Origin of the sequence: Aureimonas sp. Leaf427, from assembly GCF_001425485.1 — a bacterium.
GTDB lineage: Bacteria > Pseudomonadota > Alphaproteobacteria > Rhizobiales > Rhizobiaceae > Plantimonas.
On sequence record NZ_LMQW01000012.1, the window covers coordinates 409,805 to 431,204 of the forward strand.

The 21,400-nt window shown below is 66.7% G+C and carries 23 protein-coding genes and 1 pseudogene; 15 read left to right on the forward strand and 9 right to left on the reverse strand.

Annotated features, from left to right (window positions below; translation table 11 throughout):
• The first annotated feature begins 155 nt into the window (after positions 1-155).
• From mutM to moeB, 9 genes are all read left to right on the forward strand, one after another.
• Entirely contained in the window at positions 156-1,064 is a 909-nt protein-coding gene (gene mutM, locus ASG62_RS10120) for a bifunctional DNA-formamidopyrimidine glycosylase/DNA-(apurinic or apyrimidinic site) lyase (RefSeq protein ID WP_056688723.1), read from the forward strand.
• Between the two features lie 201 nt (positions 1,065-1,265).
• A complete protein-coding gene (rpsT, locus tag ASG62_RS10125) occupies positions 1,266-1,535 on the forward strand; it encodes a 30S ribosomal protein S20 (RefSeq protein ID WP_056689393.1) in 270 nt (89 codons plus the stop codon).
• Between the two features lie 675 nt (positions 1,536-2,210).
• Complete coding sequence (locus ASG62_RS26350) at positions 2,211-2,645, forward strand: rhodanese-like domain-containing protein (RefSeq protein ID WP_056689395.1); 435 nt, start codon at positions 2,211-2,213, stop codon at positions 2,643-2,645.
• A gap of 95 nt (positions 2,646-2,740) precedes the next feature.
• Positions 2,741-4,234, forward strand: coding sequence for a chromosomal replication initiator protein DnaA (gene dnaA / locus ASG62_RS10135; protein ID WP_413814190.1), 1,494 nt, complete (start codon positions 2,741-2,743; stop codon positions 4,232-4,234).
• A 63-nt stretch (positions 4,235-4,297) separates the two neighbouring features.
• Positions 4,298-4,537 (forward strand): type II toxin-antitoxin system VapB family antitoxin, encoded by a 240-nt coding sequence (locus tag ASG62_RS10140; protein WP_056688729.1) that lies wholly within the window; start codon positions 4,298-4,300, stop codon positions 4,535-4,537.
• Positions 4,534-4,935 (forward strand): type II toxin-antitoxin system VapC family toxin, encoded by a 402-nt coding sequence (locus tag ASG62_RS10145; protein WP_056688732.1) that lies wholly within the window; start codon positions 4,534-4,536, stop codon positions 4,933-4,935. The genes ASG62_RS10140 and ASG62_RS10145 overlap by 4 nt, the downstream gene beginning before the upstream one ends.
• Before the next feature lie 140 nt (positions 4,936-5,075).
• Entirely contained in the window at positions 5,076-6,194 is a 1,119-nt protein-coding gene (dnaN, locus tag ASG62_RS10150) for a DNA polymerase III subunit beta (RefSeq protein ID WP_056688735.1), read from the forward strand.
• A gap of 2 nt (positions 6,195-6,196) precedes the next feature.
• The gene (recF, locus tag ASG62_RS10155; RefSeq protein WP_082536891.1) at positions 6,197-7,396 is read left to right on the forward strand and encodes a DNA replication/repair protein RecF; all 1,200 of its coding nucleotides are present in this window, start codon (positions 6,197-6,199) and stop codon (positions 7,394-7,396) included.
• Entirely contained in the window at positions 7,393-8,175 is a 783-nt protein-coding gene (gene moeB, locus ASG62_RS10160) for a molybdopterin-synthase adenylyltransferase MoeB (protein WP_056688738.1), read from the forward strand. Before recF ends, moeB begins: the two co-directional genes overlap by 4 nt.
• Before the next feature lie 239 nt (positions 8,176-8,414).
• Here the strand turns inward: moeB and ASG62_RS10165 are convergent, their stop codons facing one another.
• Both ASG62_RS10165 and ASG62_RS10170 read right to left on the reverse strand, forming a co-directional pair.
• On the reverse strand, positions 8,415-10,256 hold the full coding sequence (locus ASG62_RS10165; protein ID WP_056688740.1) for an NAD(P)/FAD-dependent oxidoreductase: 1,842 nt from the start codon (positions 10,254-10,256) through the stop codon (positions 8,415-8,417).
• Between the two features lie 139 nt (positions 10,257-10,395).
• Positions 10,396-11,397: a 2-hydroxyacid dehydrogenase gene (locus ASG62_RS10170; RefSeq protein ID WP_056688743.1), complete on the reverse strand. Its 1,002-nt coding sequence runs from the start codon at positions 11,395-11,397 to the stop codon at positions 10,396-10,398.
• A 303-nt stretch (positions 11,398-11,700) separates the two neighbouring features.
• Here ASG62_RS10170 and ASG62_RS10175 point away from each other — a divergent pair, with 303 nt between their 5' ends.
• The 3 genes and pseudogenes from ASG62_RS10175 (at position 11,701) to ASG62_RS10180 (ending at position 14,634) form a co-directional block, all read left to right on the forward strand.
• On the forward strand, positions 11,701-12,267 hold the full coding sequence (locus ASG62_RS10175) for an SH3 domain-containing protein (protein WP_082536892.1): 567 nt from the start codon (positions 11,701-11,703) through the stop codon (positions 12,265-12,267).
• A gap of 846 nt (positions 12,268-13,113) precedes the next feature.
• Positions 13,114-13,314 (forward strand): annotated as a pseudogene (locus ASG62_RS28005) (porin); the annotation flags it as partial.
• Positions 13,306-14,634 carry a porin gene (locus tag ASG62_RS10180; RefSeq protein ID WP_413814198.1) on the forward strand — a complete coding sequence of 443 codons (1,329 nt, stop codon included), beginning with the start codon at positions 13,306-13,308 and terminating at the stop codon, positions 14,632-14,634. The pseudogene ASG62_RS28005 and the gene ASG62_RS10180, both read left to right, overlap by 9 nt.
• A 238-nt stretch (positions 14,635-14,872) precedes the next feature.
• Here ASG62_RS10180 and ASG62_RS10185 read toward each other — a convergent pair whose 3' ends face one another.
• The 5 genes from ASG62_RS10185 to ASG62_RS10205 form a co-directional block, all read right to left on the reverse strand.
• The gene (locus tag ASG62_RS10185; protein WP_056688754.1) at positions 14,873-15,478 is read right to left on the reverse strand and encodes an ATP-dependent Clp protease proteolytic subunit; all 606 of its coding nucleotides are present in this window, start codon (positions 15,476-15,478) and stop codon (positions 14,873-14,875) included.
• 47 nt (positions 15,479-15,525) lie between these two features.
• The gene (locus ASG62_RS10190; RefSeq protein WP_056688757.1) at positions 15,526-15,870 is read right to left on the reverse strand and encodes an SRPBCC family protein; all 345 of its coding nucleotides are present in this window, start codon (positions 15,868-15,870) and stop codon (positions 15,526-15,528) included.
• Positions 15,867-16,181, reverse strand: a complete 315-nt coding sequence (locus ASG62_RS10195; protein ID WP_056688760.1) for an ArsR/SmtB family transcription factor — start codon at positions 16,179-16,181, stop codon at positions 15,867-15,869. The genes ASG62_RS10190 and ASG62_RS10195 overlap by 4 nt, the downstream gene beginning before the upstream one ends.
• A gap of 158 nt (positions 16,182-16,339) precedes the next feature.
• Positions 16,340-16,777 carry an iron response transcriptional regulator IrrA gene (gene irrA, locus ASG62_RS10200; RefSeq protein WP_056689397.1) on the reverse strand — a complete coding sequence of 146 codons (438 nt, stop codon included), beginning with the start codon at positions 16,775-16,777 and terminating at the stop codon, positions 16,340-16,342.
• Positions 16,778-16,951: 174 nt separating this feature from the next.
• Positions 16,952-17,422, reverse strand: coding sequence for a hypothetical protein (locus ASG62_RS10205; RefSeq protein ID WP_057180374.1), 471 nt, complete (start codon positions 17,420-17,422; stop codon positions 16,952-16,954).
• A 177-nt stretch (positions 17,423-17,599) separates the two neighbouring features.
• Here ASG62_RS10205 and fabA point away from each other — a divergent pair, with 177 nt between their 5' ends.
• The 3 genes from fabA to fabI all read left to right on the forward strand — a co-directional run bounded on the left by fabA (position 17,600) and on the right by fabI (position 20,321).
• Positions 17,600-18,139, forward strand: a complete 540-nt coding sequence (gene fabA / locus ASG62_RS10210; protein ID WP_056689398.1) for a bifunctional 3-hydroxydecanoyl-ACP dehydratase/trans-2-decenoyl-ACP isomerase — start codon at positions 17,600-17,602, stop codon at positions 18,137-18,139.
• Between the two features lie 80 nt (positions 18,140-18,219).
• The gene (gene fabB / locus ASG62_RS10215) at positions 18,220-19,452 is read left to right on the forward strand and encodes a beta-ketoacyl-ACP synthase I (protein ID WP_056688767.1); all 1,233 of its coding nucleotides are present in this window, start codon (positions 18,220-18,222) and stop codon (positions 19,450-19,452) included.
• 17 nt (positions 19,453-19,469) lie between these two features.
• On the forward strand, positions 19,470-20,321 hold the full coding sequence (gene fabI, locus ASG62_RS10220; RefSeq protein WP_056688770.1) for an enoyl-ACP reductase FabI: 852 nt from the start codon (positions 19,470-19,472) through the stop codon (positions 20,319-20,321).
• A gap of 15 nt (positions 20,322-20,336) precedes the next feature.
• On the opposite strand, the gene ASG62_RS10225 is transcribed toward fabI, so the two are convergent.
• Together ASG62_RS10225 and ASG62_RS10230 are read right to left on the reverse strand one after the other, a co-directional pair.
• Positions 20,337-20,777: a DUF2214 family protein gene (locus tag ASG62_RS10225; protein ID WP_056688772.1), complete on the reverse strand. Its 441-nt coding sequence runs from the start codon at positions 20,775-20,777 to the stop codon at positions 20,337-20,339.
• A 3-nt stretch (positions 20,778-20,780) separates the two neighbouring features.
• The gene (locus tag ASG62_RS10230) at positions 20,781-21,296 is read right to left on the reverse strand and encodes a DUF2937 family protein (protein WP_056688775.1); all 516 of its coding nucleotides are present in this window, start codon (positions 21,294-21,296) and stop codon (positions 20,781-20,783) included.
• Positions 21,297-21,400 lie beyond the last annotated feature (104 nt).

A 21,400-nucleotide genomic window follows, 5' to 3' on the forward strand; every position in this document is an offset into this window, starting at 1 on the left:
GTGGACCGAACGGGCCCGCATTGCCTCGGCCCCTGCAGGCGCCCACATCTGGAGCGAGACGACCGCAAGGCGCATGCTCTAGCCAGGAACGCGGCAAAGGCCAAGTTCTCCCCGCGGCAGCGACCAGCGGCGATCTGATGAGGACTTAAGCGGCCATGCCCGAATTGCCAGAGGTCGAGACGGTGCGCCGCGGCCTTCAACCCTTCGCCGAGGGCGCTCTCATCGAAACGGTCGAGCTTCGCCGGCCGGACCTGCGCTTTCCCCTTCCCGCCGATTTTTCCGCGCGCCTCGCCGGTCGCCGGATCGAGAGCCTCGGCCGCCGCGCGAAATATCTTCTCGCCCATCTCGGCCCCAAGGGCGGCGACGCGGGACTGCTCCTGGCCATGCATCTCGGCATGTCCGGCTCCTTTCGCGTCGAGACGCAGTCGGAAGCCGTCGTTCCCGGCGTCTTCCATCACAAGCGCTCGGAGACCAAGACCCACGACCATGTCGTCTTCCATCTCTCCACCGAGGTCTGGGGGCCCGTCGATTTCGTCTTCAACGATCCCCGCCGTTTCGGCTTCATGACCCTCGTCGAGCCCGGCGAGGCCGAGACCCATCCCCATTTCAAGGGGCTCGGCATCGAGCCGACCGGAAACCGGCTGGACGGGGAGACCCTCGCCGCGCTCTTCGAGGGCAAGACGGCGCCCCTGAAAGCCGCGCTCCTCGACCAGCGGCTCGTCGCCGGCCTCGGCAATATCTATGTCTGCGAGGCGCTCTGGCGTTCGCGCCTGTCGCCGAGGCGCGAGGCCGGGAGCCTCGTCAAGCGAGGGGGCCAGCCGACCGCCCGGCTCGACGCGCTCGCGCTCCACATCCGGCAGACCATCGCCGAGGCGATCGAGGCCGGCGGGTCCTCGCTGCGCGATCACCGGCAGGCCGACGGCACGCTCGGCCTCTTCCAGCACCGATTCTCCGTCTACGATCGAGAGGACGAGCCCTGCCCGCGCGAGACCTGCCGGGGCATCGTCGCGCGGATCGTGCAGTCGGGCCGCTCCACCTTCTACTGCCCGGTCTGCCAGCGCTGAACTCGGCTGCCTAGGCGCCGGCCGGAGGCGAGGCTCGCACCCGCTGCGCTTCTGCCGTTGACGCCGCGCCGGCTCTTGCCTATAAGGCGCCCCATGTTCGGTGGCGCCCGCGAGGCGTCGCCCTTCGTCATGTCGCTGCGGCTTTCCCATCGGGAGCGCCTTGGCCGCATGGCCGGCAACCACAGACGAGAGAGAACCAAGATGGCCAATACGCCGTCGGCCAAGAAGGCCACGCGAAAGATCGAGCGTCGCACCGAGGTCAACAAGAACCGTCGCTCGCGCGTTCGCACCTTCCTGCGCAAGGTCGAGGAAGCGATCGCCGCCGGCGACAAGGACGCCGCGACCGCAGCCTTCAAGGCGGCCGAGCCCGAGCTGATGCGCGCCGTCTCGCGCGGCGTCTGGCACAAGAACACCGCTTCCCGCAAGGTTTCGCGCCTCGCCGGTCGCGTGAAGGCGATCAACGCCGCCTGATCTCTGCCGTTCGCGCGAGATCATCGACGATCCGAAGGGCTCGCATTGCGGGCCCTTTTTGATTCAGGCCGTCTTTTTCGCCTCGTCCGAACCGATTCTCGCCCGGCGTCATGGTCTTGTCACCTTCCCTCCGCAACCCAGCGGTGTCCGGCGAAGGGCGACATAAAATCTTTATCGAATACAATGGCTTACGGCAGGTCGCGGAATCGATGCGTGATGCCGGCTAAGGAGTTCCGCCAGAACCCTTGAGTCAAGCGGGGCGCTTGCCAAGCGCTTAAAATTTATCGAACAGGGTGCGCGCCTCCACCGCAGGCCGAAAAAAATACCAGTGGAGACAGCGCATTAACTGCGCTTTCCCACCGATGGCATGGGCCGAATGGCCACAATTTCGCCGCCTCGTCGCCTGCGACCGATTGAATCGGGTTGCCGCCGCGGGGGCTCTTCCGTAGTTTCCGGTCTGCGGCAAGAGGGTGAAAAGTCGAAATGCGGGGACGAGGCTTGTTTTCCAGAAGTTCTTTCAAGGCGATGGTCCTCACCGCCTTCGAGATTTCGGAAAAGCACAAACCTTAAGCTCACGCTAAGACTTCTCGGGGCAAGACGCCCCTCTCCATTATCTGTTGTTTTCGTCGATCGTGCGAGCGGGGCTGCCCCACCGTGCGCCAGGAGGATTTCGTCATGAGCGGACGCTATACCGGAGACGTTTCGTCTCGCGATTGCTGGACGAGCCTGTCGGAAGATCCCGATTCCTTTCTGATCGACGTGCGGACCACGAAGGAGTGGGAGACGATCGGCGTGCCGCAGCTCGAGCCGTCCATGCACGAGCCCCTCTTCCAGGAATGGCAGACCTTCCCGACCATGCAGGTCGATCCGAACTTCGCGGCCTCGGTGGCCGAAGCGGTCGCGGCGGCCGGTGGCTCCAAGGCGTCCAAGCTCTACTTCCTCTGCCGGTCCGGCGCGCGCTCGCAAGGCGCGGCGGCGGCGCTGACGGAGGCGGGATTCTCGCAGAGCTTCAACGTTCTCGACGGGTTCGAGGGGCCGCCGGACGGGACTGGCCAACGCGGCTCGCTCGCCGGCTGGCAGGCCGACGGCCTTCCCTGGACGAAGCGTTGAGCGGCCTCCTTCCCCGAACCGGAGCCGCATCGCTCCCGGCCGGCGCCTTTCGAGGGCCCGCCGCATCCAGACACCAGCAGACGATGGACCGAAGCATGATCGAGACAGGCGATGCCGGACGGCCGGACGGGGATATCCTCGACCGCGTGAAGGCCCGCCTGAAGGCGCAGCTCGGGCAGGACATCTTCGCCAGCTGGTTCCAGCGCATGAAGATCGACGAGATCGGCCGCGGCACCGTGCGCGTCTCCGTGCCGACCGCCTTTCTGAAGACCTGGATTCAGTCGCATTACGGCGAGATGCTGCTCGCGACCTTCGCCGAGGAGATTCCGGGCACGCTGAAGGTCGATCTGGCCGTTCGCAGCGCCGTCCGCGGCGCGGGCCTGACGCTTCCCGCCGGCGCCTCCCGGAGCGCGGGCGAGCCGCTCGCCCTGCGCCCGGCCGCGAACGCGCCGAAGCCGATGCGGCCGAGCGATGCCGAGCGGCCGGCCACCGCCGCGCCCAGAGCCTTCGAGGCCGGCCTCGACGAGGGTGCCCGCCAGGGCTCCGAGTTCGGCTCGCCGCTCGATCCGCGCTACGTCTTCGATACGTTCGTGGAAGGCTCGTCGAACCGCGTCGCGCTGGCCGCCGCCCGCGCCATCGCCGAGAACGGCCCGCAGTCCGTGCGCTTCAACCCGCTCTTCGTCCACGCGCAGGTCGGCCTCGGCAAGACGCATCTTCTCCAGGCCATCGCCAATGCCGCCGTGCGGCGCGAGGACCGTCCGCGCGTCGTCTATCTGACGGCCGAGTACTTCATGTGGCGCTTCGCCACCGCCATCCGCGACAACCAGGCGCTCTCCTTCAAGGAAACGCTGCGCGGGATCGACATTCTCGTCATCGACGACATGCAGTTCCTGCAAGGCAAGTCGATCCAGCAGGAGTTCTGCCACCTCCTCAACGCGCTGATCGACAGCGCGCGCCAGGTGATCGTGGCCGCGGACCGGCCGGCCTTCGAGCTGGAATCGCTCGACAGCCGCGTTCGCTCGCGCCTCTCCGGCGGCGTCGCCATCGAGATGGCCGCGCCCGATCTCGACATGCGCAAGAGCATCCTGGAGACGCGGATCACGGCCATGAAGGTCGAGGACCCGAGCTTTGCGATCGACGAGAAGGTGGTCGACACGATCGCCCGGCGCGTCGTCGGCTCGGGGCGCGATCTGGAGGGCGCCTTCAACCAGATCGCCTTCCGCCATGCCGTCGGCCAGCCGCTCTCGGCCGAGCATCTCGACGATCTCCTGAACTCGCTGACCCGCACCGGCGGCGAGAAGCGGGTTCGCATCGAGGACATCCTGAAATTCGTCTCGCGGCACTACAACGTGTCGAAGACCGACATTCTCTCGGCCCGGCGCACGCGCACCATCGTGCGCCCCCGCCAGATCGCGATGTATCTGGCCAAGACCATGACGCCGCGCTCGCTGCCCGAGATCGGCCGCCGCTTCGGCGGGCGCGACCACACGACGGTGCTCCATGCCGTGCGCAAGATCGAGGGCGAACGCCTCGCGGACGAGAAGCTCGGCGAGGAGCTCGACCTCATCCGCCGCATGATCGAGGATTGATCCGCTTCCCGTCGGATCGTGCGGCGCTTATGTTGAGTGCAGCACGGACGGCGGGGAAGCACGATGAGCCTCACGATCAGGAATGCCGAAACGGTCGACATGATCCAGCGGCTGGCGCGCGAGAGCGGCAGCACGGCGGAGGATGTGGTTCGGCGGGCGATGGAGGCGGAGCTTCTGCGCCAGGTCGAGGTCGACCGAATTTTCCGGGACGTCACCCGTATTCAGGAGGAATTCGCTTCTCTGCCCCCGACCGGGCTGAAAGCCGACAAGGCCTTTTTTGACGATCTGGGGGGGAATGTTTGACCCTCTTTCTCGATGCATCGGCGATCGTTGGGATCATTGCCAAAGAGGACGACTGGAAAAGTCTCAACCAAAAGTACGCTTTGCATGCTCGCCGTTTCACTTCGCCACTGGCAATTTGGGAAGCGGTGACGGCACTGGTTCGCATCCAGGCCATCTCGTTCGAGCGAGCCGAGAGTATGGTTCATCGGTTCTTGGAGAGCGGCAACGCTCAGATCCTCCCCGTCACGGCCGAAATCGGCGCTCTCGCCGTAGAAGCGTCACGCCGCTACGGGCGCGGCCGACACAAGGCGGATCTGAACTTCGGCGACTGCTTCGCCTATGCCTGCGCACGACATCACGACCTCTCGCTCCTCTTCAAGGGCGACGACTTCGTCCACACCGACATCGAAGCCGCCTGAGCCCTTCCGCGCTCGGGCCACTTGTGCGTGCGTGTCGCACGGCCCGCCTTCCCCCCTCCCGCTCCTTGCTCTACAAGGTTCGGACCTCTGTGAAAGGCCCGGCCCCCAGCCGTGCCGGGCGTCCCCGAACGGTCTCCATCATGCGCATCATCATCGAGCGGTCCAACCTCCTGAAGACGCTGAGCCACGTCCATCGCGTGGTGGAGCGGCGGAACACGATCCCGATCCTTTCCAACGTTCTCGTTCGCACCGAAGGCGGCGCGCTCCGCCTGAAGGCGACCGATCTCGATCTCGAGATCACCGAGACCGTGGCGGCGAACGGCGAGCAGGAGGGCGGCACGACCGTGCCGGCCCATCTTCTCTACGACATCGTGCGCAAGCTGCCCGACGGCGCGGAGGTGAAGCTCGCCACCAATGCCGACGGCACCCACATGACGGTGACCTCCGGCCGCTCGAACTTCCGGCTGCAATGCCTGCCCGAGCAGGATTTCCCGGACATCACCGCCGGCAGCTTCAGCCACGGCTTCAAGATCGCCGGCTCCGCGCTGGCGCGCCTCATCGAGCGCACGCAGTTCGCGATCTCCACCGAGGAGACGCGCTACTATCTGAACGGCATCTTCCTCCACACGATCGAGGTGGACGGCAAGCTCGCGCTCCGGGCGGTCGCGACCGACGGCCATCGCCTCGCCCGCGCCGAGATGGAGGCGCCCGTCGGCTCGGAGGGCATGCCCGGCATCATCGTGCCCCGCAAGACGGTGGGCGAGTTGCAGAAGCTTCTCGACGGGACCGAGGACCCGGTCGGCGTCGAGCTCTCCGATTCCAAGATCCGCTTCACGATCGGCGAGGTCGTCATGACCTCCAAGCTGATCGACGGCACCTTCCCCGACTATCAGCGCGTGATCCCGCAGGGCAACGACAAGGCGCTGACGCTCGACCGGCAGAGCTTCTCGGCCGCCGTCGACCGCGTCTCCACCATCTCCTCCGAGCGCGGGCGGGCGGTGAAGCTCGCCGTGTCCGACGGGCAGCTGACGCTGACGGTGAACAGCCCCGATGCCGGCACCGCGACGGAGGAACTGGCCGTCGGCTACGAGTCCGAGGACATCGAGATCGGCTTCAACGCCAAGTATCTGCTCGACATCACCGGCCAGCTCTCCGGCAATTCCGCCGTCTTCATGCTGGCCGATGCCGGCTCTCCGACGCTGATCAAGGACGGCGGTGACGACGGCACGCTCTACGTCCTGATGCCGATGCGCGTCTGACGATGGACGCGCCGGAGGGCGCTGGAGCCATCGCGGGCATCGCCGGCCCGAACGCGGGAGCTGAAGCGCCCTCGGTCGCGCTGTCGCGTCTGCGGCTGGCCGAGTTTCGGAACTATGCCGCCCTGGAGGTCGCGCTGTCGCCGGGCTTCGTCGTGCTGGCCGGCGAGAACGGGGCGGGCAAGACGAACTTCCTGGAGGCCATCTCGCTGCTGACGCCGGGGCGCGGCCTTCGCCGGGCCGCCTATGGCGAAATCCTGCGCGAAGGCGCGGCCGGCTTTTCCGTCGGCGCCCGGCTGCATTCGCGGGGCGAGGTGCTGGACCTTCTGACCATCGCGCGATCCGAGCCGGGCGGGTCCCCGGGCGCTGGCCTGACGCGCAGCGTGCGCATCAATCAGACGCAGGCGCGCAGCGCGGAGGAGCTGCTCGACCATCTGCGCATCCTCTGGCTGACGCCGGCGATGGACGGGCTCTTCACCGGCCCGGCCGGCGACCGGCGGCGCTTTCTCGACCGGCTCGTTCTCGCCGTGGACCCCGCCCACGGGCGGCGGGCGGCCGATTACGAACGCGCCATGCGCTCGCGGAACCGGCTGCTGCAGGACGGGCGCGACGACGATTCCTGGCTGTCCGGCCTGGAAATGCAGATGGCCGAGCTCGGCGTCGCCATCGCCTCCGCGCGGGCGGAACTGGTGCGGCTGATGGCGGCGATGATCGACGAGGCCGGCACGGACGCACCCTTCCCGCAGGGCGATCTGGAGCTTTCCAGCGGCTACGGATTCGGCGAACCGGTCGGGCCGGCCGTCGATCTGGAGGACGAGGCCAGAGCGCGCCTCGCGCGTCAGCGCGGGCTCGACCGCTCGGCGGGGCGCACGCTGGAGGGGCCGCACCGGGCGGATCTCGCCGTCACGCACCGGGCGAAGAACATGCCGGCCGCCCTGTCCTCGACGGGCGAGCAGAAGGCGCTGCTGATCGGGCTGATCCTGGCGCATGCGCGGCTCGTCTCGGCCGTCAGCGGGCTGGCGCCGCTGCTTCTCCTCGACGAGGTCGCGGCCCATCTCGATCCGAGGCGCCGCGCCGGCCTCTTCGACATCGTGGAGAGCCTCGGCGTCCAGTGTTTCATGACGGGAACGGACGCCTCGCTCTTCGAGGCATTGGGGGCGCGGGCGCAGATGCTTCCCGTCGCCGGCGGAAGGATCGCGGCATGAGCGCAACCCCTCTCACCCCCGACGAGATCGGGCGCTATGCGCGTCACATCATCCTGCCGGAGGTCGGCGGGGGCGGGCAGCAGGCGCTGAAGCGCGCGCGCGTGCTCGTCGTCGGGGCCGGCGGCATCGGCTCGCCCGCGATCCTCTATCTCGCGGCCGCCGGCATCGGCACGATCGGCGTCGCCGACGACGACACCGTCTCGCTCTCCAACCTCCAGCGGCAGGTCCTGCATGCCACCCGCGACATCGGCCGGCCGAAGGTCGAGAGCGCGGGGGAGACCGTGGCCGATCTCAATCCGCATGTCCGCTTCGAGCCCCATCCCGTCCGCCTCACCGCCGACAACGCGGCCGGAATCATCGAGGCCTACGACCTCGTTCTCGACGGCTCCGACAATTTCGCGACGCGCTACCTGATGGCGGACGCCTGCGCGGCGGTCCGCCGGCCGCTGGTGCTCGCCGCCGTCAACCGCTTCGCCGGGCAGCTGACCGTGCTCGCACCCTACGAGAGCGACGAGGCAGGACGAGCGAACCCGTCCTATCGCGACCTCTTTCCCGAAGCGCCGCCCGCCGGCCTCGTCGCCTCCTGCGCGGAGGCGGGCATTCTCGGCGTCGTCACGGGTATTCTCGGCACGCTCGCCGCGGCCGAGGCGGTCAAGCGCATCTGCGGGATCGGCGACCCGCTGATCGGGCGGCTCCTGATGGTGGACGCGCTGACCATGCGGTTCGAGGAGATCCGGTATCGGCGCAGGCGTTCGGGTGGAGTGGCGTCCGCAGGTTAAGGGCCAGCTAGTAACGGGCGAATCGGGGGCTGCCCTTGGAAGGTTTGAGCGAGGCACCCCCCGCTGGCCTGCCGGCCATCTCCCCCGCAAGGAGGGAGATCAGCCTCGTTGAGGACGGCTCAAGGTCGATCCCCGCCCTGGAAGCTGCCCGATCTCCCCCCTTGCGGGGGAGATGCCTGGCAAGGCAGAGGGGGGTGCTTCGCGCCGACGCCCTCGAAGCGCCCCCTGACTCAATACCATCACCTCGCGTGATGGCTTTCCGCCAGCTTGTAGACCGGCGTCGGAATGCCCTCGAGCCGGGCTTTGAGCTGCAGCGCCAGATATTGCGAGTAGTGGCGGGACTGGTGCAGGTTGCCGCCGTGGAACCAGAAGTTCGGCAGCTGCGTCGGCTTCCACATGTTGCGGAGCTCCCCCTCCCAGGGGCCGGGGTCCTTGGTCGTGTCGGAGCCGAGGCCCCAGACCTTGCCCACCTTGTCCGCCGCCTCCTGGTCGATAAGGTCGGCCACCCAGCCGTTCATCGAGCCGTAGCCGGTGGCATAGACGATGAGGTCGGCGGGAAGCTCGGTGCCGTCGTCGAGCTTGACGCCGGTTTCGGTGATCTCCTCGACCTGCCCGCCCTTCAGCTTGATCTTGCCGTCGATGATGAGCTGCGAGGCGCCGACGTCGATGTAGTAGCCGGAGCCCCGGCGCAGATACTTCATGAAGAGGCCGGAGCCGTCCACGCCGAAATCGTTGCGGAAGCCCGCCGCCTCCAGCGCCCCGTAGAAGTCGGCATCCACCCGCGCAATCTCCTCGTAGAGCGGGATATGGAACTCGTGCATGATCTTGAAGGGCACGGAGGCGAAGATGAGATCGGCCTTGGCGGTCGTGATGCCGGCCTTCAGGGCGCGCTCCGAATAGAGATCGCCGAGGCTCTTCTCCATCAGCGTGTCGGACTTCACGATATGGGTGGAGGAGCGCTGGACCATGGTGACGTCGGCGCCCGCCTCCCACAGGGCCGCGCAGATGTCGTGGGCCGAGTTGTTGGAGCCGATCACGACGACCTTTTTGTCCTTGTAGGCGTCGGGGCCGGGATGTTCGGACGAGTGCTGCTGCTCGCCCTTGAAGCGCTCCATGCCCTTGAAGTTCGGCTTGTTCGCCTTGCCGGACATGCCGGTCGCCAGGACCAGATGCTTCGGGCGCAGGGTCAGCTCCTTCCCGTCGCGCAGCACCGTCACGACCCATTCGCCGGCGGCCTCGTCGAAGCGGGCATTGGTCGCGCGCGTCTTCGACCAGTAGTTCAGCTCCATGACGCGGGTGTACATTTCCAGCCAGTCGCCGATCTTGTCCTTCGGCGCGAAGACGGGCCAGTTCTTCGGAAAGTCCATGTAGGGCAGGTGGTCGTACCAGACGGGATCGTGCAGGCAGAGCGACTTGTAGCGCTTGCGCCAGGCATCGCCGGGTCTGTCGTTGGCATCGATGATGATGGCGGGAACGCCCAGCTGGCGCAGGCGCGCGCCGAGCGCGATGCCGCCCTGTCCGCCGCCGACGACGAGCACGAAGGGCTGCGTGTCGTAGCCGAGGCTTTTCGCCTCCGCCTCGCGCCGCTCCGACCATGTCTTGCGGTCGCGATTCGCCCCATGCTCGGCGCCCATGGGGCGGCGCTCGCTCAGAGGCTCCTCGAAACCCTTCAGCTCGTAGGCGGTGGTCAGCAGCGTCCAGGCCTTGCCGTCCTTCAGGCGCAGGTGCCCGCGGCCGCGCGCGACGCCGGTCTCGAAGGTGATCCAGGCCTCGGTGACGCCGCCGGCTTCCGTCGGCTCCTCCTCGATCTGGAAGTTGCTCGGCCGCGTCTCGGCGAGCGTCGCGCCCAGAAGATCGCGCACGCCCTCCCGTCCCTCGACGGTGGTGATGTTCCAGGTGAAGGCGACGAGGTCGCGCCAGAAGCTCGTCTCGGCGAAAAGCTCGACGGATGCCTCGATGTCGGAAGCGGCGAGCGCCGCCTCGAAGCGGCCGAGCCAGGCCTTCACTGCGGCGCGGGGCGCGGTGTCGCCGGCCGGGGCCGTGCCGGGCGTCGCCGCGGGTCGTTCGAGCGTCTCGCTCATGCCTGTTCCTCCCGTTGAATCCGTTTTCCCGGGAGGGGATCGCAAGTCAGGCGTCCTGTCCATCCTGCGGCCGCGAAGCGCCCTGCTGCAGCGCGAAGAGGGCGGAGGCCGGATCGATGCCGGAAAGGACGAAACGGGTTCAGATTCGGCCGGGCAGGATGCGGTCGGGCGGGCGGTGGCCGTCCATCAGCGTGCGGATGTTGATGATGACCTTCTCGCCCATGTCGAGCCGCGCCTCCAGCGTCGCCGAGCCCATATGGGGCAGAAGCACCACGCGGTTTTCCGCCGCGAGCCGCATCAGGCGCTTGTCCACCGCCGGCTCGCCCTCGAAGACGTCGAGCCCGGCGCCCGCGATCTGCCCGTCCTCGATGCGCTTCACCAGCGCCGGCTGATCGATGATCTCGCCTCGCGCCGTGTTCACGATGAAGGAATGGGGCTGGATCAGCGCGAGGCGACGGGCGGAGAGAAGGTGGTAGGTCGCCGGCGTGTAGGGGCAGTTCACGGAGAGGATGTCCATCCGAGACAGCATCTGGTCGAGGCTCTCCCAGTAGATCGCGCCGAACTCGGCCTCGGTCTTGGGGCTCACGGGCTTGCGGTTGTGGTAGTGGATCTCCAGCCCGAAGGCCCGCGCCCGGCGCGCGACGGCCGTGCCGATGCGCCCCATGCCGATGATGCCGAGCTTCTTCTTCGACAGGCGCCGCCCGAGCATCCAGGTCGGCGACCAGCCCGGCCAGCGATCGCCCGCGGTCAGCCGCGTCGCGCCCTCCACGAGGCGGCGGGGAACGGCGAGAATCAGCGCCATCGTCATGTCGGCCGTGTCCTCGTCGAGGACATTGGGCGTGTTCGTGACGAAGACGCCCCGGGCATGGGCGGCGTCGACGTCGATATTGTCGACGCCGTTTCCGTAATTGGCGATCAGCTTCAGCCGCTCGCCGGCCTGGGCGATCATCGAGCGGTCGATCCGGTCGGTGACGGTGGGCACGAGCACGTCGACCTCGCGCAGCGCCGCCACCAGCTCGGGCTGGCTCATCGGCCGGTCCTCGCGGTTGAGACGCACCTCGAACAGCTCCGCCATGCGGGCTTCGATGGCCTCGGGCAGTCTGCGCGTGATCGCGACAATCGGCTTGGCTCTCTCGGTCATCGCGCGCCCTTTTCTCGACGTTTCCGGCTCGGCATGTCCGGCTCTGCATGTCCGGCTCGACGCATCCGGCCGATCCCTTCGGAGGCCGGAAACAAGACCGTTCGAACGCCGCGCGGGCGAGCGCCGCAAGGCCGATCGCACCTCATGGCAAGAGGTTGTTAACCGCGTGGAGCGATAGTCGGCCGTGCCGCCGACCGTTCGTCCTTAGCAAGCGCCCCGCGCGAAAACAAAGGCTTTCGGGATGGTTCGGCATCGCCCCGCTCCGCTGGCCTCCGCGGCTCTCTTACGCATCTGGAGATTTCCTTGCCGACGCTTCGCCGCCTCCTTCTGTGCGCCGCCGCCGCCCTCTTTTTCGCCGCGCCCCTCGGGGCCGCGCGCGCCATCGAGGCAGACCCGGAGAGCGAGCCGCCGGGCGCGAGCGCACCGCCTTCCGGCACCTATTCGAAGCTCCCCCTCCCCCGCTTCGTCTCGCTGAAGTCGGCGCGGGTGAACCTTCGCGTCGGCCCCGGCAAGGACTATGCGGTCTCCTGGCTCTATCTGAAGCCGGGCCTGCCGGTGGAGGTCGTGCAGGAATACGAGCTCTGGCGCCGCGTGCGCGATTCGGAGGGCTCGGAAGGCTGGGTCTACCACTCGCTTCTCTCGGGCGAGCGCACCGCCATCGCCGCCCCGTGGCTGGCCGGCAAGAGCGCCACCGTCGATCTGCGCCGCAGCGCCTCGGACGATTCGGGCCTCGTCGCCAAGATGGAGCCGGGCGTGGTCACCAAGGTGAAGGAATGCGGCCTCGGCTGGTGCGAAGTGGAGGTCGCCAACCGCGACGGCTACGTGCGCCAAAACGAGATGTGGGGCGTCTATCCGGACGAGCGGTTCTAAGAACGCCCCGCATTCCGACGGATGGATCAAGCCAATTCTCTCCTTCCGAAGAGCGTTCTCAAGAGCGATCGCTCTTCCCGGATGAGACGATGGGGCTGGTGGCGGATCGCGCGCGGGGCTCTCGCGCTCCTTCCAGCATTCGCACATCACCCGGCCTCTCGGAGCCTAAACCGGGCTCCAGCGCGACGATCGCGATGACGTTCGTGTCGTCGCAATGATGGCGAGGGGCGTCGTCTCGGGCCGCGATAAAGGTGCTTTCCCGGCCGATCGCGGAGCGCTTCGCATGGCGGCTCGCAGCGGCACGATCATGCCCACCGAACCTTTTTGAAGATGCGCCGAGACACCACGGCGTGCGGTGGGCCGGATCGACGCGATGCGTCGGCTTTCGCCCTTCGCGAGTGCCAAGCCACCTTCGAACCGCCCCCCCCCAGTCCACGAACATCATGCCTTCGACCCGCAGGAGCTTGCGTGAAACTGAATGCGGCGACTGCATCGACGCGCGCCAAGGCTGTAGAACGACCTCCCAATAGGCCAATTCATCGCCTCAGGGATGCTGACGGAAACAATACTAAGCAAGGCTTCAATAATCAGTTTTCTGTAAGCGACTGAATGTACTGCAATTAATTCGTCATAAAAGCGTTATTTACTGAGTGTGTGATACTATTGCAACGAATGGAACCTTTGAATTCCATTCGATCTTCGACAACTTGCTTAAGACGATCCAATTTCAGATGAATGTGTGGAAGGCTAAAGGAAATTCTTCCGGGCCTTTTCAGGGAATGGGTCGAACGATTCAACGTCGAACAAGGCCTGTCCCTGACCTGTTAATCTGACTGGAGTCAGGACATGAACATCAAGAGCCTTCTTCTCGGCTCAGCGGCTGCTTTCGTCGCAATCTCGGGCGCGCGCGCTGCAGACGCCGTCACCATGGTCGAGCCCGAGCCCGCTGAATACGTTCGCGTCTGCGACACCTACGGCACCGGCTTCTTCTACATCCCCGGCACCGAGACCTGCCTCAAGGTCGGCGGCTACGTCCGCATGCGCATCATCGCAACCGATTCTGCCGGCAACGCCGATATCGACCTCGACAACCTGAACAGCCCCGCCGGGGCCAACGGCGTCTACACCACCACGTCCGGCACCAGGACTGTGACGTCCGCCAACGCGACGCTGCCGGCCGATGCCGGCGGAGTGACGATTCCCGGCTACTTCACGCGTGGCCTGTCCAACGACGACTACAACGTCGTCAGCCGGACGCGTGCCCGCCTTGAATTCGATGCTCGCGAGAGCACTGAGCTCGGCATGCTCCGCTCCTTCGCTCGCCTGCAGGCTACGAACACGTCCGCCGCCAACAACGGCGTCGACATGGATCAGGCCTATCTCCAGCTCGGCGGCTTGACGGTCGGCAAGCTCGACTCGCTCTGGGCCGAGCGCGACGGCCTCTTCACGTCCAACGATTGGTCGCTCTACGACCGTTCCAACAACCGGATCTCCTATACGTTCGCCGCCGCCGGCTTCACGGCTGCCATTTCGCTCGAAGACGACGGCTCGGGTGACTTCGTTCCCGACGTGGTCGGGCAACTCGCCTACAAGGGCGGTTGGGGCGAGGCCTACATCTCGGGCGTCTACGACGAACAGGCGAGCGACGCGCCGAACATCCGGCGCTTCAACACCTCGGCCTCGACCGCGACCAATGTGGCGATCCCGAGCTACTCGAACTTCTTCATCTACGACAATCCGGCAACCGCTGCCTTCGATCCCAGTTTGGAGGCTTTCTACAACGGCGACCTCAACGACGCGGACGACGGCGCCTTCGCGCTCAAGGGCGGCGTTACGCTGAAGGATCTGATCGCCACGGGCTCGCAGTTCAAGATCGAAGGCTCCTATGCGTTCGATCCGACCGTCTACAGCAGCGACGCGGGCGGCAACTATATTGCGCCTGGCGGCAATATCCGTGCCGGTGGCATCTTCCAGGCGCAGACCGCTGGCGTCAACGTCGGCGCTCCGATCATCATCGACTCTCTCTCGGGTCAGGCCTATCGCCTGTCGAGCGAGTTCCAGATCGGCGCGGGCTACCAGCAGAAGTTCGGCAAGCTCTTCACCGCCGTTTCCGGCGTCTATGGGCAGACCTTCGATCTCAAACGCTCGGTCCAGTCGTTCGATGCCGCAGGCGTTGCAAACGGCGTCTCGACGCAGAACATCGGCGCTGCCGAGTATTGGGGTGCGGCGGTCAACGTCGGCTACAACCTGACGACGAACTTCTCGGTCCTCGGCGAAGTATCCTATCGCGAAATCGATCTGCCCTCGCCGATCGTCAACGATTTCGACGCCACCGCTGGCTTCATCGAGTTCAAGCGCACGTTCTAACGCCCTCAAGGGCCATGGCCTGACGGCAACATCATCGAGAGGGGCCAGCCTTGCCGCTGGCCCCTTTGTTTTTGGACTCAAAGACTTCGAGCCATCTCCGCTGCGTCCTGTTTCGTCATGCAGGGGTGGCCATCAGCGATGCGCCATGCGCATCCAAACGAGAAGTGCGTGAGGTTCATTCCCAACCGAACGAGGTCTGGTCTCGTGTCGCCAGGCTTTCGGGGTCAACGGTTCCCGCCTATTCCTGACGAACCCGAGTATCGAGAATGCGGTCGATGAGGCCCCATTCCAGCGCCTGCTCGGCCGTCATGAAGCGGTCGCGGTCGAGGGTCCGCTCGACCTCCTCCAGGCTGCGGCCGCAATGCTCGGCATAGAGCCGGATCATGCGGCGCTTCACCTGCGCCATCTCCTCGGCATGGATGAGGATGTCGGAGGCCTGCCCCTGGAAGCCGCCGAGCGGCTGATGGACGTGGAGGCTGGCATTGGGTAGGGCCGCGCGCTCGCCCGGCTCCCCCGCCATGAGGAGGAAGGAGCCCATGGAGCGCGCCGTGCCCATGCAGAGCGTGTGCACCGGCGCCTGGACGTAGCGCATCGTGTCGTACATCGCGAGGCCGCTGGTGATCACCCCGCCGGGCGAGTTGATGTAGAGATGGATCGGCTTCTTCGGGTTCTCCGCCTCCAGAAAGAGAAGCTGCGCGCAGACGAGGGCGGAGGTCGTGTCGTTGACCTCGCCGTTGAGAAAGACGATCCGCTCGCGCAGCAGCCGCGAGTAGATGTCGAACGAGCGTTCCCCCCGGCTGGATTGTTCCACCACCATAGGGACGAGCTGCATCGCTTCGCGCATCGGCGAATTCCTCTTCTTCTTGGAATGTCAGGGACGGACGGGCGTCGTCAGGCCGCGCGGGCGAAGCACATGACGTTGCCGTTTCCGGCGCCGGGAGGGCCGGTGCGTCGCGGATGCGTCACTTGGTGGGTGATCCTCAGCCGGGTTCCCCCGTGGCCGTCGGGCGCCAGCTGAAAGCGGACCACGCTTTCCAGGAAGGGCGGCAGCGCCTCGCGCATCCGGTAGCGGACCTCGCGCTCGGGAATCGTCTCGATGGGCGCCGGGTCCGCCAGCGCCTCGTCCGGCAACCATCTGCGGCGGATTTCCGCGATGTGGATGGCGCGCCAGACCTTGTGCGGCGGCGCATCCAGATCGTAGTCGAGAACGAGATCGGACGAGGTTTCGTCGGTCACTGGTCGATCTCCTTCAGAACGTCGCGCAAAGCATCGATTCGCTCGGGCCAATAGAGCCGATATCTGGCAAGCCAGTTCGCGATCGAAGCCAGCCCTTCGGGATCGACCTCGTACCGGACCGTGCGGCCCTGCCGCTCCTCGCGCACGAGCGCGGCGTTCCGCAGCACCTGGAGATGCTGGGACATGGCCGGTTGCGAGATCGCCATCCCTTCGCGAAGCGCGCTGGCGTTCATGCTGCCGGTCGCTAGCTTCTCGAAGATCCGACGCCGCGTCGGATCGGCCAAGGCCTTGAAGACGTCACCCTCGATCATGCTTGATACATAAGCGGACACTTATGCCTCTGGCAAGGGCCTTCGTGAAGAACCGCCGGACGCCGCGCATGAAAAAACCCGCCACGCGGCTCGCATGACGGGTTTGTTCAGGTCCGATGATCGTCGCATCGGCCGCGGAGGCTCTGCGGAAAGCGGCCTCAGATGGCCGGCGCCGCCTTGCGGCGCAGGCGCACCACGACGTCGACGTTCACGATCTCCATGCCCTCGGGCGGCTCGGGCAGCTGCGACAGGCTGATGCCGCCGGTCGGGATGTCGATCATCTGGTTGTCCTCTTCGATGAAGAAGTGATGATGATCGGAGGTGTTCGTGTCGAAATAGGTGCGCTGCCCCTCGCCGGTCAGCGGGCGGACGATGCCGACATCGGTGAACTGGTGGAGCGTGTTGTAGACGGTCGCGAGAGAGACGGGCTCGCCGGCGCGGTGCGCCTCCTCGTGCAGCTCTTCCGCCGAAAGATGGCGGTCGCCGGAGCCGAAGATGAGGTTGCAGAGGGCGACGCGTTGGCGCGTCGGCCGCAGACCTGCATTCCGCAGCCGCTCGAACACGCAGAAGGACCCGTTCCGGCTCCTGAGGTTCATCGCTTTCGTCGCCACCATCGCCACCATCATGCGCATTGGAAAAGGGACCGCACTCCGTGCCCGGAGCCGGTCTCGTCTGTCTCTATATAAAGGGTTCGAGCGTTTCGATCAAATTCATGTCCGACAGAGTCATGTTTTTTCGCGACGCCGTGTCGAAACGAGGGCCGGAGCACCTTACGAACAGGCCGCACGCAGCGCCTTCAGGGCCTTTCCGGACCCCTTGAGCGAGAGCGGCTCGCGTCCGGCCGGCGAGGCGATTTCGGCCTTGGCGCCCGCGGCCAGCGCTTCGACGAGCGGCTGAAGCTCGCCGCTCGGCCCGGTCATGGAAAGATCGCGGCGCCCCGGCGCGCCCGCGACGGCTCGCAGGGACTGGCGGTAGGCCGTGCCGTCGACCGTCACCACCACCGTGTAGTCGAGATCCGTCTGGAGGAGCTTGGCGTCGAAGCCGGAGAGGACGAGCCGCATGCGGCCCGCAGGGATGCCGGCGCAGCTGAAGCCGATCGTCTCGCCGCCGCCCTTGGCGGCCAGTCCGGCGCGTTGTCCGCCCGACGTCCATGCGGTGGCCGCCGGTGCCGGCGCCGCGGCGAGGAGGCAAAGGCCCACTTGTGCGCCGCAAAAGGTCAGGCGTTTCGTCAAATTCGTCATGGCAAGTCCGGCTTGCGGCTTCCTTGTCGGCCCGGAGCAGCCTATCTGAGGCCGAACGGCAGCGCGAGCCCGATGCTTCGGGCGGAAACGTTGACGGTTTGTCAACGGCGCCCGTCATGCTAAGGGCGTCGCCGAAACCACGGCCCTCGGGCGAGCCAAAGGCGGATGCAGACGGATATGGCGACAGGCAAGAGCCGATACGACTACGACGACCTGATCGCCTGCGGTCACGGCACCCTGTTCGGTCCCGGCAATGCGCAATTGCCGCTGCCGCCGATGCTGATGTTCGATCGCATCACCGAGGTAACGACCGATGGCGGCGAATTCGGCAAGGGCTCGATCAAGGCCGAGTTCGACGTCGATCCCTCGCTCTGGTTCTTCAAGTGCCATTTCGAGGGCGATCCGGTCATGCCGGGCTGCCTCGGGCTCGACGCGCTCTGGCAGCTCACCGGCTTCTATCTCGGCTGGCTCGGCGAAGAGGGGCGCGGCCGCGCGCTCGGCGTCGGCGAGGTCAAGTTCACCGGACAGGTCACGCCGAAGATCAAGCTCGTCGAATACGGCGTCGAATTTCGCCGCGTCATGCGCTCCAAGCTGAAGCTCGGCATCGCCGAGGGCTGGATGAAGGCGGATGGCGAGGTCATCTACAGGGCCAGCAACCTGCGCGTCGGCCTGTTCAAGGACGAAGAGCCGGCGGCACCCGAAGCCTCGGCTTCCTGACGGACGCAGATAGAAGAGCGGACTCGGCATATCCGTCGCGCTTCCCGCGGGGACGCGTCGGATCATCTGGAGGAATTTCCATGAGACGGGTCGTCGTGACCGGAATGGGCATCGTGTCCTCGATCGGCAATGATCTCGACGAGGTCTCCGCCTCGCTGCGCGCGGCGAAGTCGGGCATCACCTTCTCGGAGGACTTCGCCGAGAACGGCTTCAAGTGCCGCGTCTGGGGCAAGCCGAAGCTCGACGCAGCCGCGCTGTCCGAAATGGTGGACCGCCGCGCCATGCGCTTCCTCAGCCAGGGCGGCGCGTGGAACCACGTCGCGATGAAGCAGGCGATCGCCGATTCCGGCCTTGCCGAGGCCGACATCTCGAACAACGAGCGCACCGGCATCATCATGGGCTCGGGCGGCCCCTCGACGCGCACGCTGATCGAGGCCGCCGACATCACGCGCAAGAACAACAGCCCCAAGCGCATCGGCCCCTTCGCGGTGCCCAAGGCCATGTCCTCGACCGCCTCGGCGACGCTCGCGACCTGGTTCAAGATCCACGGCGTCAACTATTCGATCTCCTCGGCCTGCTCGACCTCGGCCCATTGCATCGGCAATGCCGCCGAGATGATCCAGTGGGGCAAGCAGGACGTGATGTTCGCGGGCGGCCACGAGGATCTCGACTGGACCATGTCGAACCTCTTCGACGCCATGGGCGCCATGTCCTCGGACTTCAACGACACGCCTTCGACCGCTTCCAGGGCCTACGACGCCAAGCGCGACGGCTTCGTCATCGCGGGCGGCGCGGGCGTGGTCGTGCTGGAGGAATACGAGCGGGCCAAGGCGCGCGGCGCCAAGATCTATGCCGAGCTCGTCGGCTACGGCGCGACGTCCGACGGCTACGACATGGTCGCCCCCTCGGGCGAGGGCGCGGTGCGCTGCATGCGCCAGGCGCTCGCCACGGTGAAGGGCCGCGTCGACTACGTGAACACGCACGGCACCTCGACGCCGGTCGGCGACTCCAAGGAGATCGGCGCGATCCGCGAGGTCTTCGGGGCCGATATCCCGCATGTCCAGTCGACCAAGTCGCTGACCGGCCATTCGCTCGGCGCCGCCGGCGTTCAGGAGGCGATCTACTCGCTCCTGATGATGCGGGACGGCTTCATCGGCGAAAGCGCCCACATCACCGAGCTCGACCCCGAATTCGAAGGCGTGCCGATCGTGCGCGAGCGCATCGACAATGCCGACGTGAACATTGCCCTGTCCAATTCCTTCGGTTTCGGCGGCACCAACGCGACGCTGGTCTTTCAGCGCCTCCAGAACTGACGGGAAGGCATCGCTTCATGGGCGACCTGATGAAGGGCAAACGCGGGCTCGTGATGGGCGTCGCGAATCACAATTCGATCGCCTGGGGCGCCGCCAAGGCGCTGGCCGCGCAGGGCGCCGAGGTCGCGCTGACTTACCAGGGCGAGGCCTTCGGCAAGCGCGTCCGGCCGCTCGCCGAGGAGATCGGCTCCAAGATCCTCGTCGACTGCGACGTGGAGGACATCGCCTCCGTCGACCGCGTCTTCGAGACGCTGAAGGCCGAGTGGGGCCAGATCGACTTCCTCGTCCACGCGCTCGCCTTCTCCGACAAGACGGAGCTGAAGGGCCTCTACGCCGACACGACGCGCGGCAACTTCGCCCGCACGATGCAGATCTCCTGCTTCTCCTTCACCGAGATCACGCGCCGGGCGACCGACCTCATGGATGCCGGCGGCTCGATCCTGACGCTGACCTATGGCGGCGCGACCCGCGTCATGCCGAACTACAACGTCATGGGCGTCGCCAAAGCCGCGCTGGAGGCCTCCGTGCGCTATCTCGCGGCGGATTACGGCCCGCGCAACATCCGCGTCAACGCGGTCTCGGCCGGCCCCGTGCGCACGCTGGCGGGCGCCGGCGTCTCCGACGCGCGGCTCATGTTCTCCTACCAGCGCCGCAATGCGCCGATGCGCCGCAACGTGACGATCGACGAGGTCGGCGGCTCCGTCCTCTATCTTCTCTCCGACCTTTCCAACGGCGTCACCGGCGAGATCCACTACGTCGATTCCGGCTACAACATCATGTCCATGCCGGCGCTCGACGAGTTGAAGGCGCAGGACCGCCGCGCCGCCATGGTGGACGGCCCCTCCGCGACGGCGGAAGACGGCAAGTAAGCCGGCAAAGCCCGATCAGAACGGCCAGCGCGCCATCGCTGCGGCGGCCGTGACGATCACGAGGATAAGCCCCATTTCCGCCCGGACCCAGAGACGCATCCGGGCGACCTCCCCGGACGGCGGCAGAGCCTGCGCGTCCGCTCGAAAGGCCTTGCGCCAGCGCTGGAAGGTCCGCGTCGGGGGGATGGAGGCAAGGCCGACCAAGAGGAAAGCGCCGATCTTCCACCAGAAATACGGGTTGTCGGCGTAGAAGGCCCAGCCCTTGGCGCCCCACACGACGCGGGCAGCCCCGATGGCGAGAACGGCGACGGACGCGCCGCCATAGCCCGCATCGAGACGCGCCAGGAGCGCGGCATCCGGGCGCTCGGCACGAAGCGCGCCGGCCTCCGTCGCAAGCATCATGACGAGGCCGAAGACCGCGATGTGATGGGCGATGGCGAGCGCGAGATCCGTCATCTCTCAGCCCCTCGCGTTCGCCGCCGTAATGCCGCGTCTTCGGCGCCTTCGCCGGACGCCGACGGCAGCGCCCGCTCCGAGCGCCCAGCCCCCGCCGAGACCTGCCAGCGTCAGCGCCAGCCCGTCCGGCGTCGTGGGAAGCGCGGGGCGATAGTCGCCCGCGACGCCACTGAGGATGGCGCCATCGGGATCGGAGGCCAGGACGAACGGCCGAAAGAGCGGCGCGGACCCGGTCAGGTCGAGATAGCGGCGGGACACGTCCTCGTAGCGCGAGATGGTCTCGGCGGCATCGCTGCCCTGGCGGGCGACGAAGGCATCCGCCCCGCCCTTCAGCTGGTCGACGGCCTCGCCGCGCGACAGCCCGGCCGTCGCCGCGCTCGCATCGAAGCGCTCCACCACCGCGCGCAGCTCGTCCCTCGCCCCGCCGAGGCGCTGGAGATATTGCTGCGTGAACTCGGCCGACTGGCTGAAGAGGAAGCCCGACAGCACCGCTCCGACGACGCGCAAGACGAGATCCAAAGCCCGATTGTCCCTTCGCACGGGCGCTGGAGCATCGTGCGCTCTGCTCCAGACACCGCCATCTTCCGGTGCCACCCTGCCCTCAGAGCATCAGAGGAAGCCCG

Coding starts and splice junctions, on each gene's coding strand:
- mutM (WP_056688723.1), top strand. CDS start 156: ATGCCCGAATTGCCAGAGGTCGAGACGGTGCGCCGCGGCCTTCAACCC.
- rpsT (WP_056689393.1), top strand. CDS start 1,266: ATGGCCAATACGCCGTCGGCCAAGAAGGCCACGCGAAAGATCGAGCGT.
- ASG62_RS26350 (WP_056689395.1), top strand. CDS start 2,211: ATGAGCGGACGCTATACCGGAGACGTTTCGTCTCGCGATTGCTGGACG.
- dnaA (WP_413814190.1), top strand. CDS start 2,741: ATGATCGAGACAGGCGATGCCGGACGGCCGGACGGGGATATCCTCGAC.
- ASG62_RS10140 (WP_056688729.1), top strand. CDS start 4,298: ATGAGCCTCACGATCAGGAATGCCGAAACGGTCGACATGATCCAGCGG.
- dnaN (WP_056688735.1), top strand. CDS start 5,076: ATGCGCATCATCATCGAGCGGTCCAACCTCCTGAAGACGCTGAGCCAC.
- recF (WP_082536891.1), top strand. CDS start 6,197: ATGGACGCGCCGGAGGGCGCTGGAGCCATCGCGGGCATCGCCGGCCCG.
- moeB (WP_056688738.1), top strand. CDS start 7,393: ATGAGCGCAACCCCTCTCACCCCCGACGAGATCGGGCGCTATGCGCGT.
- ASG62_RS10165 (WP_056688740.1), bottom strand. CDS start 10,256: ATGAGCGAGACGCTCGAACGACCCGCGGCGACGCCCGGCACGGCCCCG.
- ASG62_RS10170 (WP_056688743.1), bottom strand. CDS start 11,397: ATGACCGAGAGAGCCAAGCCGATTGTCGCGATCACGCGCAGACTGCCC.
- ASG62_RS10180 (WP_413814198.1), top strand. CDS start 13,306: ATGCGCATCATCGCAACCGATTCTGCCGGCAACGCCGATATCGACCTC.
- ASG62_RS10185 (WP_056688754.1), bottom strand. CDS start 15,478: ATGCGCGAAGCGATGCAGCTCGTCCCTATGGTGGTGGAACAATCCAGC.
- ASG62_RS10195 (WP_056688760.1), bottom strand. CDS start 16,181: ATGATCGAGGGTGACGTCTTCAAGGCCTTGGCCGATCCGACGCGGCGT.
- irrA (WP_056689397.1), bottom strand. CDS start 16,777: ATGAACCTCAGGAGCCGGAACGGGTCCTTCTGCGTGTTCGAGCGGCTG.
- ASG62_RS10205 (WP_057180374.1), bottom strand. CDS start 17,422: ATGACGAATTTGACGAAACGCCTGACCTTTTGCGGCGCACAAGTGGGC.
- fabA (WP_056689398.1), top strand. CDS start 17,600: ATGGCGACAGGCAAGAGCCGATACGACTACGACGACCTGATCGCCTGC.
- fabB (WP_056688767.1), top strand. CDS start 18,220: ATGAGACGGGTCGTCGTGACCGGAATGGGCATCGTGTCCTCGATCGGC.
- fabI (WP_056688770.1), top strand. CDS start 19,470: ATGGGCGACCTGATGAAGGGCAAACGCGGGCTCGTGATGGGCGTCGCG.
- ASG62_RS10225 (WP_056688772.1), bottom strand. CDS start 20,777: ATGACGGATCTCGCGCTCGCCATCGCCCATCACATCGCGGTCTTCGGC.